Origin of the sequence: Herminiimonas sp. Marseille-P9896 (genome assembly GCF_903993245.1) — a bacterium.
GTDB classification, from domain to species: domain Bacteria; phylum Pseudomonadota; class Gammaproteobacteria; order Burkholderiales; family Burkholderiaceae_D; genus Oxalicibacterium; species Oxalicibacterium contaminans.
This window is the reverse complement of record NZ_CAJEVT010000002.1, coordinates 1,016,033-1,032,205: the sequence shown is the minus strand read 5'-3', so window position 1 is coordinate 1,032,205 and position 16,173 is coordinate 1,016,033. Positions and strand designations below refer to the sequence as shown.

Here is a 16,173-nt window from a genome sequence, read left to right as displayed (position 1 = left end):
GGGAGGCAGATTAGGCGGCAATACTTAAGGACAACTTAAGGCAGTTTGCATACTGCCAAGTGTATTGTCAGCCGTTGAGTTTCTGTACCCGGGTGTTGCTGGCATTTAATTTGCGACCGTTGGCTGAGCGTGCTTCTATTTTGGGTATGACCTTGCCGCTTTGTTTTTCCAGCAGCAACGAACGTGGTTCATCTTTATCAAACAAATATTCTTCACCCCATTGCCGCAAGCTGACGATGAGCGTGAAGAGTGCTTCGCCTTTCACGGTCAGTACATAGTCCTGATAAGCGCTGCCGTCGGTTGCGGGTATCGCTTCCAATATGCCTTGCTCTATCAGCTTGTGCAGGCGATCGGACAGGATGTTCTTGGCGATACCCAGGTCTTTTTGAAAGTCACCGAAGCGTCCCATGCCGTCGAAGGCATTGCGTACGATCAGCAGCGACCATCTGTCGCCGATGACATCGAGCGCGCGGGCGACCGGGCAGGGCTCTGCTTGCTGGCTTGCTTTTCTGGACATGGATGCTTCCTCTGCAATGAAAATATCTGGTTGCATTTTAAAACCATATTCGATATGCTTCAACTGGTTTTAAATTGCAACCAGATTGGAGTGTCCTATGTCTTGCCAGCAAGTTTCAACAACCTTACTAAATTCCTGCGCAGAATCCGACACGGACGCCAGCGTCCCGGACTGGATGGTGTGGCTGTTTGCCATCGCCTGTGGTTTGAGCGTGGCCAATGTCTACTATGCACAGCCCTTGCTGGATGCGCTGGCAGCCGACTTCAAGGTGGCAACAGGTGTCATCGGCATAGTCGTGACCGTGACGCAGCTGGGTAGCGCAGTTGCTTTGCTGTTGCTGGTGCCGCTCGGTGATATGTTGAATCGGCGTCGCCTGCTGCTGGCGCAGCTGGGCGCACTGGCGCTGGCATTGTTGCTGGTGGCTGCCGCAGCGACGCCGGTTTATTTATTGATAGGGATGCTGTTCGTCGGCATGCTGGGGACGGCGATGACGCAAGGCTTGATTGCGTATGCGGCGACGATCGCTGCACCAACCGAGCGTGGTCGTGTGGTTGGCACGACGCAGGCTGGTGTATTGGTCGGCTTGCTGTCGGCGCGCATACTGGCAGGAGCAATTGCGGACCTCTCAGGCTGGCGCATGGTGTACATGGTGTCGGCAGGGTTGATGGTGATGCTGGCTTTGGTTTTGCTGCGCGTGTTGCCGCAGCGTACAAGCCATCCTTCTGGTTTGTCTTACCCTCAATTGCTGGCTTCGATGGGACAGTTGATGTGGCGTGAACGTGTGCTGCAAGTGCGCGGCGTGATTGCGCTACTGATGTTTGCTGCGTTGAGTATTTTCTGGAGTGCGATAGTGTTGCCGCTCAGTGCCGCACCCTATAACTATTCAAAGACAACGATAGGTGCGCTCGGCCTGATTGGTGTGCTCGGTGCGCTGGCTGCGAGCCGGACCGGACGTTGGGCGGACCAGGGCTGGGGACAAAGAACCAGTGCGCTTGCCTTGATACTGTTAGTTATGTCGTGGTTGCCGCTGGCACTGATGCAGCATGGTTGGGTGTTCCTGGTTGTTGGCATTATTGCTTTGGATCTGGCCGGGCAGGCGATACATGTGACGAATCAAAGCATGATCTTTAACGTGCAGCAGGGATCGTCGAGTCGTCTGGTCGGCTGTTATATGCTGTTTTATGCGGCGGGCAGTGGTCTGGGTGCGATCGCCGCGACCAGAGCTTTTGCTTACGGCGGCTGGTCGGCGGTGTGTATGCTGGGCGCTGCCGTCAGCGGACTGGCTTTGTTGTTTTGGTGGTTCAGCCGTCCGTCATCAACTGAAAACAGTGCTTGAGAAACTGTCACGTTGCAGCATGCGGGTGCGCAGGGCGGACAGCGCCGGATACTTGCCTTGCCATTCGACTTCCGGCAAACGGAAGGAGATGTAGTCGAGTGCCACGGCGATGACGATATCTGCCAGCGTCACGGAATCAGATGATGGCAAGGACACTGTATAGGCAGTGTTCAACGCGGGCAAGGTACGTTCTATCGCTTGCCGGCGACGCTGGCCGAGCACGCTGTCATCGATTTCCTTGCCGTGGTGCTTGCGCGTGATCATGGTGGTGAACGCCGCATCAATCAAGCCTTGCGCCCAGCCTGTCAGTTGCAGGATTTCTGCATAGCGCGCGGGCGGCAGCAGCGTGTCGCCAGTGCCGACCTGATCCAGATATAAAGCGATCAGCAGCGATTCCGTAATGCTGTGACCGTCATCTGTGACCAGTACCGGTACGCGGCGCACCGGATTGTGTTGCAGCAGCTTGGCATCTTCATTCCATGGATCGCTCCAGACTAATACCAGCTTGTCGGCGCAGCCTTTTTCCAGCGCAACTACGCGTGCGATGCGGGCATAAGGCGAGGTGCGATTGAGCAGGAGTTCCATATCAGTGTCCGTTCTTGCAGAGGTTGATCGTAGCGGCGGGTGTAGTTTGCGTTCTGGGTGTGAGCATGAGCAAAAGGCAGGCACTCAGCATGACCAGGCTGCCGATCGCAAACAGCGGCAGGTAAGTGCCGAGTACGCCATATAGTGCCGACATGCCGTAACCGGACAAAGCTTGTGCGCTGGAGAATGATACTGCGCCTATACCCCATACCCGTTTATAAGCGGCAGGGCCGACCAGTTCCATCACGCGTCCCGAGGTGAGGGTCACCATGCCGGTCACCATGATGCCGACGATGAGCGATGAAGCCGAGCGCCAGAAGAGTGTAATCGACAGCAGCGGAATCGCAATCGCGGCGGCCTTGATAAAAAAGCCCAAAGCCAGGCTACGGTGCCAGCCCAAGCGCTTGCCGAGATAACCGGCCAACAAGGGGCCGATGATCGCGCCTATGCCAAATAGCAGCCACTGCATGGATGCTGCGTCGGTGCCCAGTGCGTTTTCCCTATCGAGGAAGTCGACCCAGAATACGGTGTGCGGGATGAAACCGATCGCGTCCAGGCCGTAAGCCAGTACGACCAGCAGCGCGGCCAGACTGAGTGCCGGAACGGGCAATGCGACATCCGGCTGAGTGGACGTCAGTGCTTTGTTGAGTGTGAGGCGACGCAAGCCCCAGTCTGCCAGCAAGCCTGCGCCCAGCGATAAGAGCCCGAGTACCAGCCAGGCTGCGCTCAGGTTCAGGCGTAGCAACATGGGTATCAGGCTGGCCGACAATATTGCGCCCATGCCGATGCCGGTGAACACGAATGAAGCAACAAGGCCCCGACGCTCCGGCGGGATCGCGGTCAGCGCGACTGAAGGACCAAGCACCATCAACAAGCCGCCCGCCAGCCCCGAGATAAAGCGCCAGACGAAAAACCAGCTAAACGCCGCCGGCAGTGCGCACAGTACGAAGCTCAGTACGATGCTGGCAAAGGAGATGCCCAATAGTTTGCGCGTGTCAAAACGTTCGGATAAACGAACCGCCAGCAAGGCGCCCAGCAAATAGCCGAGCAGGTTGGCGGCCCCAAGGTAAACCGCCTGCGAACTGTGGAACCAGCCCTGATGGATGACAGCTGGCAACAATGGCGTGTAGGCGAGGCGTGCCAGGCCGACCGCAGCCAGGGTGGCGGTGGTTCCAACTGCGATGGCGGGCAAGTCGCTACGTGAGGGCATATGGTTTCCTGTGGCACAAGAACGCGTTTTGTAGATACATCATAGGCTGAGCCTGCTAACACTACAAACGATTAGTAATGATATGCTGTATCACGTTTAGAGATGCGGCATGAGGTGGAATCATGGATCTGAAGTCACTACGTTTGTTTCTGGCGGTTGCTGAAACCGGCAGTTTTGTCGCGGCTGCCGAGCGTCATCACACGGTGCAGTCGAATGTGACCGCGCATATCAAGAAGCTGGAAGATGAAGTCGGCGCGCAACTGATAGAGCGCGGCGTACGCGCACGTCCGAGCTCGGCTGGCTTTACCTTGATGGCTTATGCTGAACGCATGTTGCAGGCGCATGACGAAGCGCTGGCCTTGTTCAAGGGTGGAAATGTCAGTGGCAGCCTGCGGGTAGGCGCGATGGAAACGACGACTGCGCTGCGCCTGCCACCATTGCTGACGCAATTTCACGCCGATCATCCGGAAGTTGACCTGAAGCTCACCACCGGGCCGACCGCCAAACTGGTGGTCGGTCTGAATGAAGGGCGCTTCGATTGTGTCTTCATCGCTGGCAAGCTGGAGGATCCGCGCCTGTATCAGTCCAAAGCCTATCGTGAAGAGCTGGTGCTGGTGTCTGCTACTCCGATGAAGAGCATGCCGTCGGCCGATACATTACGGGCGTCAACATTCCTGGTATTTGGCCAGGGGTGCAGTTATCGTCAGCGCGTCGATGTGCTGCTGGCTGACATTGGGGTGTTTTCTTCGCGCATGGTGGATTTCGGTTCGCTTGATGCGATCCTCGGTTGTGTCGGTGCCGGTATGGGCTATGCACTGATGCCCAAGGTGGTGTTCGATGCACATAAACACCGCTTTCCGATTTACAGCCTGAAACTGCCGCAGCGACTGGGCGTGGTGGATACCTATTTTGTCGCTGCCGAGCGTACCGGCTGGACGCCCGCCTTGACCTCGTTTGCCGACGCTTTACGTGCTTCGGTTACACCCAAGCAGCTTGAAGGAAAAATTGCAGTGCTGTAATGTGAGGCTATTGCTTGTGTTCTGATCGTCGGTCCACCCATCGAAAGGAAGCAGATGATTAGCCTGGACGTACTGGAAACGCTGGTTGCAGCATCGCTGGTATTGTTATTGGGACGCAAGCTGGTCGCGTCTTCCTCCTTCCTCAAAACCTATAGCATCCCCGAGCCGGTAGTCGGTGGTTTGCTGGTTGCATTGCTCCTGTTTGCGCTGCGTGGCGTATCCGACATGCGGGTGCAGTTCGATGGCAGCCTGCAGGGGCCGCTGATGCTGACCTTCTTTGCCACCATAGGCTTGAATGCGAATCTTGCCAGCCTGAAAGCAGGCGGGCGTACGCTGGCTTTGTTCCTGCTCGTCGTGCTCGGTTTGCTGGTCGCGCAAAACATCATAGGCATCAGCATGGCGAAGCTGATGGGGCTGGACCCGCTAATCGGTTTGCTTGGTGCGTCAATTTCACTGTCTGGTGGTCATGGCACTGGTGCGGCCTGGGGCAAAGTGTTTGCCGAGCGGCATGGTCTGGCAGCAGCGACCGAAATTGCGATTGCCTGCGCCACCTTTGGTCTGGTCCTGGGTGGACTGGTCGGCGGCCCGGTGGCGGGGTTCCTGGTGCGGCGCTTCAAGTTGCAATCAACTGCAACCGAGCCGGAAGATGAGGACCAGATACTGCAGAGCTTCGAGCAGCCTAAGGCGGTGCAATTGATTACACCGCAGGCTTTCATAGAAGCGCTGGCCTTGATTGCGATCAGCCTTTCGGTCGGCACCATGTTTGCGAGCCAATTGAACGGCACCGCATTTGAATTACCGACGTTTGTCTGTGTACTGTTCGTCGGTGTGGTGCTGAGCAATAGTTTGTCGGCACTGGTGGGCTACAAGATTTTTGAACGGGCGATCCAGTTGCTGGGCAATGTCAGCTTGTCGCTATTCCTGGCCATGGCCTTGATGAGCTTGCGCTTGTGGGATCTGGCGACGCTGGCTTTGCCGGTCTTGCTGATACTGGCAGTGCAGGCAGTAGCGATGGCGGCTTATGCCGCGTTCGTCACTTTCAAGGTGATGGGTTCCAACTATGATGCTGCGGTGTTGGCGGCGGGGCATTGCGGCTTTGGCCTGGGTGCGACACCGACCGCGATAGCGAATATGCAGGCGGTGACCGAACGTTTCGGGCCGTCACATGTGGCATTTTTGGTGGTGCCCATGGTCAGCGCATTCTTTATCGACATCGCGAATGCGCTGGTGATCAAACTATTCCTGGCGCTGCCCATCTACAACTAGCAGATTCGATAAAACTATCAGGCCACCAGTTTTTTGAAGGTAGCGAGTACGGCATCGCCTTTGAATGGTTTGACGATCCAGCCCTTGATACCGGCAGCCTTGCCGCGTTCTTTCATCATCGGCGAGTTTTCGGTGGTCAGCATGATGATATTGACGCTGCTGTTGCCGAGTTCGCTGCGGATTTTTTCCGCCATGGTCAGGCCATCCATATTCGGCATGTTCACGTCTGAAATCACCAGCTTGATGGAGCTGTCGCCTTTCATCTTGGCAAGGCCGTCGCGGCCGTCGACTGCCAGCACCACATCCAGATCATTTTTCTTCAGGTAATCACCGACTTCATTACGGACGGTGGCGGAATCATCGACTACCAGTATTTTTGCCATGTTTTTCTTCTCAAGTAATTTCTAAAATAATTGGTTTAAAACAGTTCAAGTTCGCCGGTGCTGGCGCTTGCTTCATCTTCTGCTACTTCAAAATCGATATCGTCATAAGCACTGACGCACAGGCTGACGTGGAACAAAGGGCTGCCATCGACATCCACCGCGAAGTGCTGGATGTGGCTGCAATTGAGCATCTGTATATAGGACAGGCAGTGACCATCGAGGAAGTTGGGCGTGGACATGCCGATGTGCGGGAAGTAGCTGCCGAGTTCACGATTCAGGATGCCGCAGAACAAATTGCCGTACTCCGCTATCGCGTCATGGAAGGCTTGTTTGTCGTCACCTGTTTCCGACGTTTCATGCAGGCCAGCCATATAGGATCTGGTTTGCGCATCCTGCTTGAAGTGGATCATCACCATCAGGCGGAACAAATAGGAAGAAACGGTAAGGACGACCGCTTCCTGTTCGATCAGGCTGGTGACATCGGAAGTGATGCCGATTTCACTATGCTGCAGCGCCGACGGCAGGCTGGCTTTCAGTGAGCGTATGAGGAGGAGGTCAAAGCCTTCCTGGGCGTGTGGGCTGATCATGATGCTTAAACGGTGAGTGCTTCTTTGGTTTTGTCGTTGACGAGGTTGAGGCCGATGACGGCACCGACAATCATCTTGCCGCCTGCCTGCAGGTCCTGGAAGGTAGTGGTGGTGATGAGGTCGCTTTCGTGCAGATTGCTGCGATAGCTTTTCGAGAGTTTCTCTGCGCGTTGTGCCAGTGAACGTACTTCAGCGGCGACCACCGCGAAGCCGCGGCCATATTCACCGGCCCGTGCTGCTTCTATCGATGCATTCAGCGCAACGATGATGACCTGATTCACGATGAGGGCGAACTCGTCGTTCTTCACGCGCATTTCACGGTTGTGCTTGATCAGCACGCCCATGTCGTCGTGCCAGCGTTCAAAGGTTTTGATCAGACCCATCAGACGGGCAATGGTGTCGGCAGCGCGTTCGCAATTCTCTACCGCGACTGCATTGCTGTCGGCGTTACGCTCGGACAGACTTTGTATCAGTTGCTCATGCTCCTCTTGCAGCTGTGACAGTTGTTCCTGGTTCACCAGTTTTTCCTGTTCCAGCAATTGCTCATGCTGTTCCATCTTTTGCTGCATGTCGCGCATGACGTTTTGCAAATCCTGTTCCAGCGCTTGCGCTTGTGCGATGTCGACCATGCCGCTCAGGCGTTGTTGCAGCTTGCGGATACGCCATTGCTGCAACAGGCCACAGAGCAGGAAGCCGACGACGAAGAAAATAATAGAGTTAAGCATGATGAATGTGATTCTCGGTTCAGTAGTGCATGTGATGACGCTGCTTAAGCAACGCGGCTATCGTCTTGCGCATCCTTGTTGCTGCTGTGTTCAGACAAAGGCGTTTGCAACAACTCGTGCAACAAGTTGTCATCAGCTTCATCGGCCTTGACGCCAAATGCAGCGGGCAGGGCCACAGTGAGGTGGAACTGACGGAAGTCGGCGCCGACTGCATCATCGTCAAACTGGATATCTATTGTGCCGCCTTCACGGCTGACGAAGGCCAGCACCGCATCCATGCCGACGCCACGACCGGATACTTCGCTGACTTTGTCTGCGGTGGAGAAACCTGCCTGCAGGATCAGTTGTGCGGCAGCCAAGTCATCCAGTTGTTCCGGTGCTTCATGCAACCCTTTTTGCTGTGCGATCTGGCGTATGCGTTTCAATGCCAGGCCGCGACCATCGTCACGCAAGCTGATGTTCAGCGTGTGTTCATCCATACCCATGTGCAGGCTGATTTTGCCGGCTTCTGGCTTGCCGTTTGCGACGCGTACTTCCGGTGTTTCTATGCCGTGATCCATCGCGTTGCGGATCAGGTGCATAAAGACATCCTTGAGCAGGGCGCTGATCTGGTTATGCACGACGTAACCGCCATCCTTGATCTCGATGACAGGTGCTTGCTTACCCAGCTCTTCTGCCAGCGCTGGCATCGAAGCGATCACGCCGGACAGTGTTTCATCCAGACGTTCGGTGCCGAGCAGGCGCAGCGTGCGACGTACTGCATTACGGACAGCTACCAGTTCATGCAGATTTGCAGTGTTGACGTTTTCCAGTCGATGCAGGCTTTCCTGGATGTGTTTTTTATCTATCATCAGATAGCTGTCGATCTTGCCGCCGCGGCCCGGGCCTTGACGGCTCAGGCTGACTTCATTGATGCGCGCATAGCGTTCAATCGCAGCGCGTACACCGGCCAGCTCATCCAGCAACAATTCCTGGTTCCATACACGGCCGCTGTCCGGTTTGCGCAATTCGTCGTAGTGCTGCTCCGCTTCGTGGACGATGTCGGCCAGGTGCAGCAAACCGTAGGTGCGGCCATTGCCCTTGATGGTGTGCATATTGCGGAATAATTTGGCGATGGTAAATTCGCCGGTGTCGGTGCTGTGCCGGATGATCAGCTCGTTTTCATCGATGAATTTCAGCGAGCTGATGATGAAGTCATGAAATTTATCCTGGCTGACCGCGAGGATTTCACCAATGATTTCGAGTTCGCGTTTTTGTTCGTTGGCTTCTGCTGCCAGTTGGCGCAGTTCAGTCACGTCGCGTACGCACAGCATCAGGCGCACGATTATGTCGTTTTCATCAATGATAGGCGACCAGCTCAGGTCCAGTACCTTGACGCGGCCATCGGCCATGCGTTTTTCGATTTCACCAACCATCAGGTGCTGGTTGAACTCGAAGTTCATTAAGTCTTCACCTATGCAGGCACCACCGATAGCTTCCATCTGCGCCAGTGCATCAGTGCCGAGATTGGTATCAGCAAACACAAAGTCCATGATGTTGCGACCGACGATGTCTTTGGTTTCGAACACGGTTTCCAGATAGGCCGAGTACTCCGGATGGATTTTGTTGCCGTCGACGATGGTCAGGATGCCTTGCGGGATGTTTTGCAGCATGGTCTGGATATCGGCTGTCTTCTGGCGTACCAGCGCTGATGCTTCTTCAATTTTTTCCAGCATGCCGTTAAAGGCTTTGATCGAGTGACCGACTTCATCCATGCGATCGATAGGGACGCGACGGGTGAAATCCTGGCTGGCTGCGATTTCGCTCATCATCTTTTGCATGCGGCTGATCGGGCCGGTGATCTGGCGATACAGCAGGAAACCGATAGTCGCCAGGAAGATCACGGCGAGGATGGTGACGACCGTAATCGCAGTAGTGGTGGTTGCCAGGTTCGCGTTCAAGGCGGCAATCGCGACGTCCTTGCTGCGGTTTTTCTCGATGCGCAGGGTGTCGATGATTTGTTCGAGTTCTTGCTGGAACTGTACGACGTTGCCGAACAATGAGGCCTTGGCGATTTCTTCCTTGCCTGCCAGCTTCAGCTGCATGGTGCTGTCTATCGCATCGAAGTAGTTGACCAGGCTTTCGTTCGCCTGCTCGACCAGACCGCGCTGTGCCTGGCTGTCGACTTGCGCCAGTTGCTTGTCGAGTGCTTTTTCGAGGATGGCTTTCTTGCCTACCAATTTTTCATTGTTCTGTATGGCGATCTGTTGATCCGGCTCGGACACGATGGCCATCGCCGAGAGCTGGACTTCTTTCAGCTGGGCCACCAGATCGGATGAGGCGAGGGTGCTTGGCACCACGCCTTCGGTAACGGTTTTTACTTCGACCGCGCTGCCGCGTGACTGGAATACCGCGTAGCCGCCAATCAGGGAGATGGCGATGAAGGTCAGTATGACGAGTAGGGTGATACGCAGGCGTATGGTCATGGCAGAAGGTCTTCCATCGGATGGTGGGCAAGTGCCGCAGGCGGAGCGCCTGGTGTAAGAGCCGTTTGGACTTGCTTGGATGTGTTTCCGTACGGCATTGTTGCACCGGAGCATGACAGGCTTATGACAAGGAATCAGGTGTTAACAAGGCTATCCACGGCTGTTAACTACTGCGCCATGAGCTGAAGTCCCGAGATTCTTGAGAGGCACCAGCGGAAAAAATGGCCGCTGCCAGCAAACATTTTTTATATATCGTAAAATTACGATATTAAATTCTGATGAAGGCGATATTTGTTTCGCATTTTAACGAAAAGTAATGAACAGAGACATTTGGAAGGATCACCATCATGGACATAGATGCTATACACAAAGCGCTGGCTAACCCGGTACGCAGGCAAATCCTGCACTGGCTGAAATCGCCTGAAGAGTATTTCGCAGAGCAGGAGCACCCGCTGGATTTCGGTGTTTGCTGCGGCATGATCGACAAGCGTAGTGGCTTGTCGCAATCCACCATTTCCGCCCACTTGGCGACCTTGCAGGCGGCGGAGTTGATTACTCCGCGTCGTGTCGGTCAATGGGTGTTCTTCAAACGCAATGAAGCCACGATCCAGGCCTTTCTGGATTCGATACACGGCGATTTGTAATCCCATATTCAGAAAGACTGTATGCCCTTAGCTTTAGTCATCCTGGCGCTTAGCGCCTTTGCCATCGGTACCACCGAGTTCGTCATCATGGGCTTGCTGCCTGATGTGGCGCGTAGCTTGTCGGTGTCGATACCCAGCGCCGGCTGGTTGATCAGCGGTTATGCCCTGGGTGTCGCGATAGGCGCACCCATCATGGCAGTGGCCACAGCCTCGTTGCCGCGCAAACGTGCCTTGCTCTTATTGATGGGTATCTTCATCGTTGGCAATGTCTTGTGTGCGGTTGCAACCAATTACAACTTCCTGATGGTGGCGCGCATTATCACTGCGCTGTGTCATGGCGCTTTCTTTGGCATAGGCTCCGTCGTCGCTGCCAGCCTGGTACCGGAAAACCGCAAGGCTTCCGCAGTTGCATTGATGTTTACAGGCCTGACGCTGGCGAACGTACTGGGCGTACCTTTGGGTACTGCACTGGGTCAAGTCGCTGGCTGGCAAATGCCGTTCTGGGCCGTGGCCATACTCGGCGTGCTGTCACTGATCGGTTTGTGGCGCGTGATGCCGGTGAACCGTCATGAAGAAAAAACTGATTTGCGCGGCGAGATCGGTCAATTGCGCAATGCCGGTTTGTGGGCTGCATTGGCAACCACCATGCTGTTTTCTGCTGCAACTTTTGCGCTGTTTACATATGTCGCACCTTTGCTGGAAGACGTTACCCATCTGTCGCCGCGCGGTGTGACCTGGACGCTATTTCTGATTGGCGTCGGCCTGACGGTCGGTAACTACATCGGTGGTCGTCTCGCCGACTGGCGTCTGGGTACGGCCCTGACCGGCATTTTCCTGGCGCTGGCAGTAGTCAGCTCCATCGTGCGCTGGACCAGTCCTGATTTAATTTCTGTAGAGATCAATTTATTCCTGTGGGCCATGGTGTCATTCGCCGCGGTTCCAGGTTTGCAGGTCAACGTGATGATCTTTGGCAAGGCAGCACCGAATCTGGTGGCGACGCTGAATATCGGCGCGTTCAATGTTGGTAATGCGCTGGGCGCGTGGGTCGGTGGCTCCGTGATCAGTGCTGGTTTTGGTTTGCAGGCAGTACCGTTGGCCGCAGGCGTGCTTGCGCTGACCGCAGTGTTGGCAATGCGCGTATCGATGTGCCTGGCCGGTGATGAAGCGACAGCACCTGCTGTTGCAGTAGCTTAATCCTGAATAATTTTTTGAAAGAATATGATGACTAGCCATTTATTTACTCCTATCAAAGTCGGTGACCTGACTCTCGCTAACCGCGTCATCATGGCGCCACTGACACGCTCGCGCGCTATTGGCGGCGGCCGTGTACCGAATGACCTGATGGTCGAATACTATGCGCAGCGTGCATCGGCAGGCCTGATCCTGACCGAAGCGACTGCGGTGACGCCACAAGGCGTGGGCTATGCGGATACACCGGGCATCTGGTCGGATGAACAGGTTGCGGGCTGGAAGAAAGTGACCGATGCCGTGCATAAGGCAGGTGGCCTGATTTCGCTGCAGCTGTGGCACGTTGGTCGCATTTCGCATCCTATGTTCCTGAACGGTGATTTGCCGGTCGCACCTAGCGCGATCAAGCCTGCCGGTCACGTCAGCATCGTGCGTCCACAAGTTGAATATGTCACGCCACGTGCGCTGGAGCTCGATGAAATCCCTGGCATCGTTGCCGCTTATCGCAAAGGTGCAGAGAATGCCAAGCGTGCCGGTTTTGACGGTGTCGAAGTGCATGGTGCCAACGGCTACCTGCTGGATCAGTTCCTGCAAAGCAGCACCAATCAGCGTACCGATATCTACGGTGGCTCGATAGAGAACCGTGCACGCCTGATGCTGGAAGTAACCGATGCATGTATCGAAGTGTGGGGCGCAGGACGCGTAGGTTTGCACCTGGCACCACGCGGTGATTCGCACGATCTGCACGACTCTGATCCGGCTGCTACCTTCGGTTATGTTGCCGCCGAAGTGGGCAAACGCGGTATCGCATTCATTTGCGCGCGTGAATCGCTGGGCGAAAATCGCCTTGGCCCGCAGCTGAAGAAGGCATTCGGTGGTGTGTATATCGCGAATGAAAAGATGACCAAGGAAATCGCCGAGAACGTTATCGCCACCGGCGAAGCCGATGCCGTCGCATTCGGTAAACTGTTTATCTCGAATCCTGATCTGCCACGTCGTCTGAAAGACGATGCGCCTTTGAATGCGCCGCGTCCGGAAACCTTCTACAGCGGTAACGCTGAAGGCTATACCGATTATCCTGCGCTGGGTTAAGCATGTTGCCAGCACCTGTTCCTGAACGGGCAGGTGTGACCGGCATTAACAGTTGTTACGGAAAGCCGATGCTGAAAATGCGTCGGCTTTCTGCTGTTACGAGGGCGTGATGTTGCGGGTTTTTGCGCAGGTAGTTGATGAAAAAACCGCAGATAGGGACGATGCGCTTGCCCAGCGTCTGCACATGTTCGATCGCCCTGGTCGCCATGCGTGAGCCATAACCCTGGCCGCCGAGCTCGGGTGACACTTCGGTATGCATGATCATGCATACCTGATCAAAGACGTAATAGTCGATGAAGCCGATCAGACGATCTTCATCCCGCCATTCGTAGCGCTGCAGGATAGTGTCTTCGTTGAAGGGGACCAGTTTCATACCTGCAGCATAAAGCAAATTGCCTGGCTATGCGCCGCGCTGCAAAGGCAGCCATAGCTGGAATAGCGTTCCCGTGGCACTGGAGCGCCAGCTCACCTTGCCATCCAGCGCCTGTGCGCGCCTGTGCTGGTTACGCAAGCCACGTCCATTTGCATTAGCCAGTGCGTGCTCTATATCAAAACCGTGGCCATTGTCTTCGATGCTGATGGTGACGCCATCCACGTCGCGTGCAGTCGCCACGCGTATCGCATCGGCGCGTGTGTGGCGCAGGATATTGGCGATACTCTCCTGCACAATGCGCAAGATATGTAGTGCGCTGGATGGATCGAGCCAGCTCATGGTGGGCAATTCCTGTACCTCCCAATGCAGCGCAATGCCGGTACCTTCCAGTCGTGGTTCGAGGCGGAAGCGCAGGGTGGCGAGCAGTAGCAATAGGTCGGCGTCTACTGGTTCCATCGAGTCTATGGTCAGCTTCAGGTCGTCCAGACAATCCTTCAGTATTTGTGACACTTGCAGCTCGCTCATGCCACCGCTTTCCATCGAACGGATCGCGCTGATCAGTGAGGAGCCCAGGCCATCGTGCATGTCTTGCATCAGGCGTTGACGTTCGTCGCTAATCGTTTGTCGCAGTTCTATTTCACGCAGGCGCTGATGACTCATTTCCAGTTCTGCTTCCCGCTGCTGCAGGCGCAGGGCGAGGCTGGCGTTGACTTCTTCTATTTCATTGATGGCGTTCACATAGCGACGGTACATCAGCACGCCGAACACGGTAAAGCAGACTGCATTCATGTAAGCACCCAGATACCAGCCTTCCGGGCTGATGAAATTATTCTGCAGCAGCCAGTCATCGACACCGAGCAAGGTGCAAATCAGTATGCCGACTGCGATCAGCCGACCTTCGCTTGAAACACGCCACGCATTGATGCCGCCTATCAGACCGGCAGTCGCACCCATAGTCGCTGCGACCACGTAGATGAGCGGCGTGATCTTGGGTGTATTCGGCAACAAGGTAAACAGCGGGAGGGTCAGTATACCGACCAGCACGGTAGTGGTGACCAGCGCGCGCGTGAGCCATTTCAGCGGCCGTCCATGTAACTGGCGCAGGAAGAAATGCACCGAGGTGACCAGCCAGAACAGCGAGTTGACCGTCAGCCAGGCAAACCAGTCATTCGCTATCGGTATGCTGCTGTAGAAATGCAGTCCGCGCAGGAAGGCGGTGGCTGCCAGCTGGAAGAACAGCAGGTAAGCGATCTCATGCTTTCTTTGCGTCCAGACCAGCAACGCGAAAATGCCGACCGCGAGAAACGCCATGCTCAACATGGCGGGCAATTCCTGCTGCAGCCATAAGCGGACGTGGTAGCGGCTGTAGAGAGATTCGGTCGAGCCTATCCATATCGACGACAGCGCGACCTGGCTTTTGGCGCTGTGTTCGAGGCGTATCAGGATCTCGCGCAGTGGCGGGCTATCGTCGGTTTTGGCGAATTCTATCCAGAGCGGGGTGCGGCTGCTATTCCATAAAGTGCCGTTTTGCTGGGCGCGGTGCACCAGCTGACCATTCGCATAAATCGCGACAGTGCCACCGGTACGAACCCGGGCGGCGTATAGCGCGAGCGGTTTGTCGCGGGTGGAGATGTCCGGTAGTTGCAGCCTGAACCAGGTAGTCTGGGTTGCGTCGGGAGTACGCATGGTACTGGCCTGGCCCAGCAAGGCGATCGGCAAGGCAAATGGCAAGTCCACGGACTGCCACTCTGCAGGCAAGGTATGGCTATCGAAATTTGCAGGTGTCAGCGGGTCGTATCCGTTACTTTGCTGTACCTGCCATTCAATTTTCTGTGCGTGCAGGTCAACGCTGGAGTCGCTATAGCCACCGAAAGAAAAAGCCCCCACCAACATCAGCAACACCACCGAAAATATCAGCAGCATGGTCGAGATCAGGGATGGCCGTTGACTCATGCTGGCAGTAGTCCGAATTGGAATATCAAATTAAAGGTAGGCATCGGTGGCTGCTAACTCGACAACAAGCCCTGGGTCCTGGCCTCATACAGTGCTTCGGCTTTGGACGTGACCTTGAGCTTGCTATAGATACGACGCACAAAAGTGCGTACGGTGAAATGTGACAGCTGCATCAACTTGGCGATTTCCTGCGTGGTGAAGCCTTTGCTGATGAAATCCAGCACTTCGCGTTCACGCGTGGAAAGCAGGGCGGAATTGTCTTCGGCGGGTGCCTGATCTTCGGTGCTGACCGGTGCATTGCCACGGAAACGCGCCAGGATCTGGCGCGCGATGATAGGGCTGATCGGGCTGCCACCACTGGCGATGCTGCGGATTTCATCGATCATGCGGCTCGGCGAGCTGTCCTTCAACAGGTAACCGGCCGCACCTGATTCTATCGAGCGCATGACGTGCATTTCGTCGCCAAAATTGGTGCTCACCATGATGCTGCAGCTCGGCCATAGCTGCACTGCCGCCTTGATTACATCGATGCCAGAACCGTCAGGCAGGCCGAGGTCGACCAGCAAAACATCCGCCGGGGCACCTTGCAATAAGGCCAAACCTTCAGCACGGGTGCCGGCGGAACCGGCCAGGTGCGTATCGGGTGCGTCCTGCACTACCTTGCTTAAGGCCGAGCGAAAGCCGGGATCGTCCTCGACGATGGCGACGTGGATGGGCAGGGGCTCTGAGTTGTTGACGGGTGAATTCATGGGTCAGCCATTTTACGCCCGGTGTTTACAGTTGTGTGTAGCACATTTGCGCTACATACAAAGAGCAGCGCACTCCCTATA

General features: G+C 55.6%; 16 protein-coding genes. 6 read left to right on the top strand and 10 right to left on the bottom strand.

Annotated elements, in window-relative coordinates; all coding sequences use genetic code 11:
• Positions 1-67: 67 nt before the first annotated feature.
• Positions 68-517, bottom strand: a complete 450-nt coding sequence (locus tag H7U06_RS10320; RefSeq protein WP_175626028.1) for a helix-turn-helix domain-containing protein — start codon at positions 515-517, stop codon at positions 68-70.
• A 97-nt stretch (positions 518-614) separates the two neighbouring features.
• Here H7U06_RS10320 and H7U06_RS10315 point away from each other — a divergent pair, with 97 nt between their 5' ends.
• Positions 615-1,853, top strand: a complete 1,239-nt coding sequence (locus H7U06_RS10315) for an MFS transporter (RefSeq protein ID WP_175626027.1) — start codon at positions 615-617, stop codon at positions 1,851-1,853.
• Here the strand turns inward: H7U06_RS10315 and H7U06_RS10310 are convergent.
• Both H7U06_RS10310 and H7U06_RS10305 read right to left on the bottom strand, forming a co-directional pair.
• Positions 1,833-2,438, bottom strand: coding sequence for a glutathione S-transferase N-terminal domain-containing protein (locus tag H7U06_RS10310; protein WP_175626026.1), 606 nt, complete (start codon positions 2,436-2,438; stop codon positions 1,833-1,835). The two genes, H7U06_RS10315 and H7U06_RS10310, sit on opposite strands and share 21 nt — an antisense overlap.
• A gap of 1 nt (position 2,439) precedes the next feature.
• Complete coding sequence (locus tag H7U06_RS10305; RefSeq protein ID WP_175626025.1) at positions 2,440-3,648, bottom strand: YbfB/YjiJ family MFS transporter; 1,209 nt, start codon at positions 3,646-3,648, stop codon at positions 2,440-2,442.
• Positions 3,649-3,770: 122 nt separating this feature from the next.
• On the opposite strand from H7U06_RS10305, the gene H7U06_RS10300 reads away from it, so the two are divergent.
• Both H7U06_RS10300 and gltS read left to right on the top strand, forming a co-directional pair.
• Positions 3,771-4,667, top strand: a complete 897-nt coding sequence (locus H7U06_RS10300; protein WP_175626024.1) for a LysR substrate-binding domain-containing protein — start codon at positions 3,771-3,773, stop codon at positions 4,665-4,667.
• 54 nt (positions 4,668-4,721) lie between these two features.
• On the top strand, positions 4,722-5,933 hold the full coding sequence (gene gltS, locus H7U06_RS10295; protein WP_175626023.1) for a sodium/glutamate symporter: 1,212 nt from the start codon (positions 4,722-4,724) through the stop codon (positions 5,931-5,933).
• Positions 5,934-5,950: 17 nt separating this feature from the next.
• Here the strand turns inward: gltS and H7U06_RS10290 are convergent, their stop codons facing one another.
• From H7U06_RS10290 to H7U06_RS10275, 4 genes are read right to left on the bottom strand one after another with little or no spacing between them, the layout of a single operon-like run.
• Positions 5,951-6,316 (bottom strand): response regulator, encoded by a 366-nt coding sequence (locus H7U06_RS10290; RefSeq protein ID WP_175626022.1) that lies wholly within the window; start codon positions 6,314-6,316, stop codon positions 5,951-5,953.
• A gap of 35 nt (positions 6,317-6,351) precedes the next feature.
• Complete coding sequence (locus H7U06_RS10285) at positions 6,352-6,903, bottom strand: hypothetical protein (protein WP_175626021.1); 552 nt, start codon at positions 6,901-6,903, stop codon at positions 6,352-6,354.
• Between the two features lie 5 nt (positions 6,904-6,908).
• Positions 6,909-7,628 (bottom strand): methyl-accepting chemotaxis protein, encoded by a 720-nt coding sequence (locus tag H7U06_RS10280; protein ID WP_175626020.1) that lies wholly within the window; start codon positions 7,626-7,628, stop codon positions 6,909-6,911.
• A gap of 44 nt (positions 7,629-7,672) precedes the next feature.
• Positions 7,673-10,093 (bottom strand): HAMP domain-containing protein, encoded by a 2,421-nt coding sequence (locus tag H7U06_RS10275; protein ID WP_175626019.1) that lies wholly within the window; start codon positions 10,091-10,093, stop codon positions 7,673-7,675.
• A gap of 347 nt (positions 10,094-10,440) precedes the next feature.
• On the opposite strand from H7U06_RS10275, the gene H7U06_RS10270 reads away from it, so the two are divergent.
• From H7U06_RS10270 to H7U06_RS10260, 3 genes are read left to right on the top strand one after another with little or no spacing between them, the layout of a single operon-like run.
• Positions 10,441-10,737 (top strand): helix-turn-helix transcriptional regulator, encoded by a 297-nt coding sequence (locus H7U06_RS10270; RefSeq protein WP_175626018.1) that lies wholly within the window; start codon positions 10,441-10,443, stop codon positions 10,735-10,737.
• 21 nt (positions 10,738-10,758) lie between these two features.
• Positions 10,759-11,931, top strand: coding sequence for an MFS transporter (locus H7U06_RS10265; protein ID WP_175626017.1), 1,173 nt, complete (start codon positions 10,759-10,761; stop codon positions 11,929-11,931).
• Between the two features lie 27 nt (positions 11,932-11,958).
• Positions 11,959-13,017, top strand: a complete 1,059-nt coding sequence (locus H7U06_RS10260; RefSeq protein WP_303049238.1) for an alkene reductase — start codon at positions 11,959-11,961, stop codon at positions 13,015-13,017.
• A 55-nt stretch (positions 13,018-13,072) separates the two neighbouring features.
• Here the strand turns inward: H7U06_RS10260 and H7U06_RS10255 are convergent, their stop codons facing one another.
• From H7U06_RS10255 to H7U06_RS10245, 3 genes are read right to left on the bottom strand one after another with little or no spacing between them, the layout of a single operon-like run.
• The gene (locus H7U06_RS10255; RefSeq protein ID WP_254873203.1) at positions 13,073-13,390 is read right to left on the bottom strand and encodes a GNAT family N-acetyltransferase; all 318 of its coding nucleotides are present in this window, start codon (positions 13,388-13,390) and stop codon (positions 13,073-13,075) included.
• A 27-nt stretch (positions 13,391-13,417) separates the two neighbouring features.
• Positions 13,418-15,343, bottom strand: coding sequence for an ATP-binding protein (locus H7U06_RS10250; protein WP_175626014.1), 1,926 nt, complete (start codon positions 15,341-15,343; stop codon positions 13,418-13,420).
• A 53-nt stretch (positions 15,344-15,396) separates the two neighbouring features.
• Positions 15,397-16,092 (bottom strand): response regulator transcription factor, encoded by a 696-nt coding sequence (locus H7U06_RS10245; RefSeq protein WP_175626013.1) that lies wholly within the window; start codon positions 16,090-16,092, stop codon positions 15,397-15,399.
• Positions 16,093-16,173 lie beyond the last annotated feature (81 nt).

What these genes read in the sequence shown, in the direction of transcription:
- H7U06_RS10320 (WP_175626028.1), bottom strand. Translation starts at nt 517, where the DNA reads ATGTCCAGAAAAGCAAGCCAGCAAGCAGAGCCCTGCCCGGTCGCCCGC.
- H7U06_RS10315 (WP_175626027.1), top strand. Translation starts at nt 615, where the DNA reads ATGTCTTGCCAGCAAGTTTCAACAACCTTACTAAATTCCTGCGCAGAA.
- H7U06_RS10310 (WP_175626026.1), bottom strand. Translation starts at nt 2,438, where the DNA reads ATGGAACTCCTGCTCAATCGCACCTCGCCTTATGCCCGCATCGCACGC.
- H7U06_RS10305 (WP_175626025.1), bottom strand. Translation starts at nt 3,648, where the DNA reads ATGCCCTCACGTAGCGACTTGCCCGCCATCGCAGTTGGAACCACCGCC.
- H7U06_RS10300 (WP_175626024.1), top strand. Translation starts at nt 3,771, where the DNA reads ATGGATCTGAAGTCACTACGTTTGTTTCTGGCGGTTGCTGAAACCGGC.
- gltS (WP_175626023.1), top strand. Translation starts at nt 4,722, where the DNA reads ATGATTAGCCTGGACGTACTGGAAACGCTGGTTGCAGCATCGCTGGTA.
- H7U06_RS10290 (WP_175626022.1), bottom strand. Translation starts at nt 6,316, where the DNA reads ATGGCAAAAATACTGGTAGTCGATGATTCCGCCACCGTCCGTAATGAA.
- H7U06_RS10285 (WP_175626021.1), bottom strand. Translation starts at nt 6,903, where the DNA reads ATGATCAGCCCACACGCCCAGGAAGGCTTTGACCTCCTCCTCATACGC.
- H7U06_RS10280 (WP_175626020.1), bottom strand. Translation starts at nt 7,628, where the DNA reads ATGCTTAACTCTATTATTTTCTTCGTCGTCGGCTTCCTGCTCTGTGGC.
- H7U06_RS10275 (WP_175626019.1), bottom strand. Translation starts at nt 10,093, where the DNA reads ATGACCATACGCCTGCGTATCACCCTACTCGTCATACTGACCTTCATC.
- H7U06_RS10270 (WP_175626018.1), top strand. Translation starts at nt 10,441, where the DNA reads ATGGACATAGATGCTATACACAAAGCGCTGGCTAACCCGGTACGCAGG.
- H7U06_RS10265 (WP_175626017.1), top strand. Translation starts at nt 10,759, where the DNA reads ATGCCCTTAGCTTTAGTCATCCTGGCGCTTAGCGCCTTTGCCATCGGT.
- H7U06_RS10260 (WP_303049238.1), top strand. Translation starts at nt 11,959, where the DNA reads ATGACTAGCCATTTATTTACTCCTATCAAAGTCGGTGACCTGACTCTC.
- H7U06_RS10255 (WP_254873203.1), bottom strand. Translation starts at nt 13,390, where the DNA reads ATGAAACTGGTCCCCTTCAACGAAGACACTATCCTGCAGCGCTACGAA.
- H7U06_RS10250 (WP_175626014.1), bottom strand. Translation starts at nt 15,343, where the DNA reads ATGAGTCAACGGCCATCCCTGATCTCGACCATGCTGCTGATATTTTCG.
- H7U06_RS10245 (WP_175626013.1), bottom strand. Translation starts at nt 16,092, where the DNA reads ATGAATTCACCCGTCAACAACTCAGAGCCCCTGCCCATCCACGTCGCC.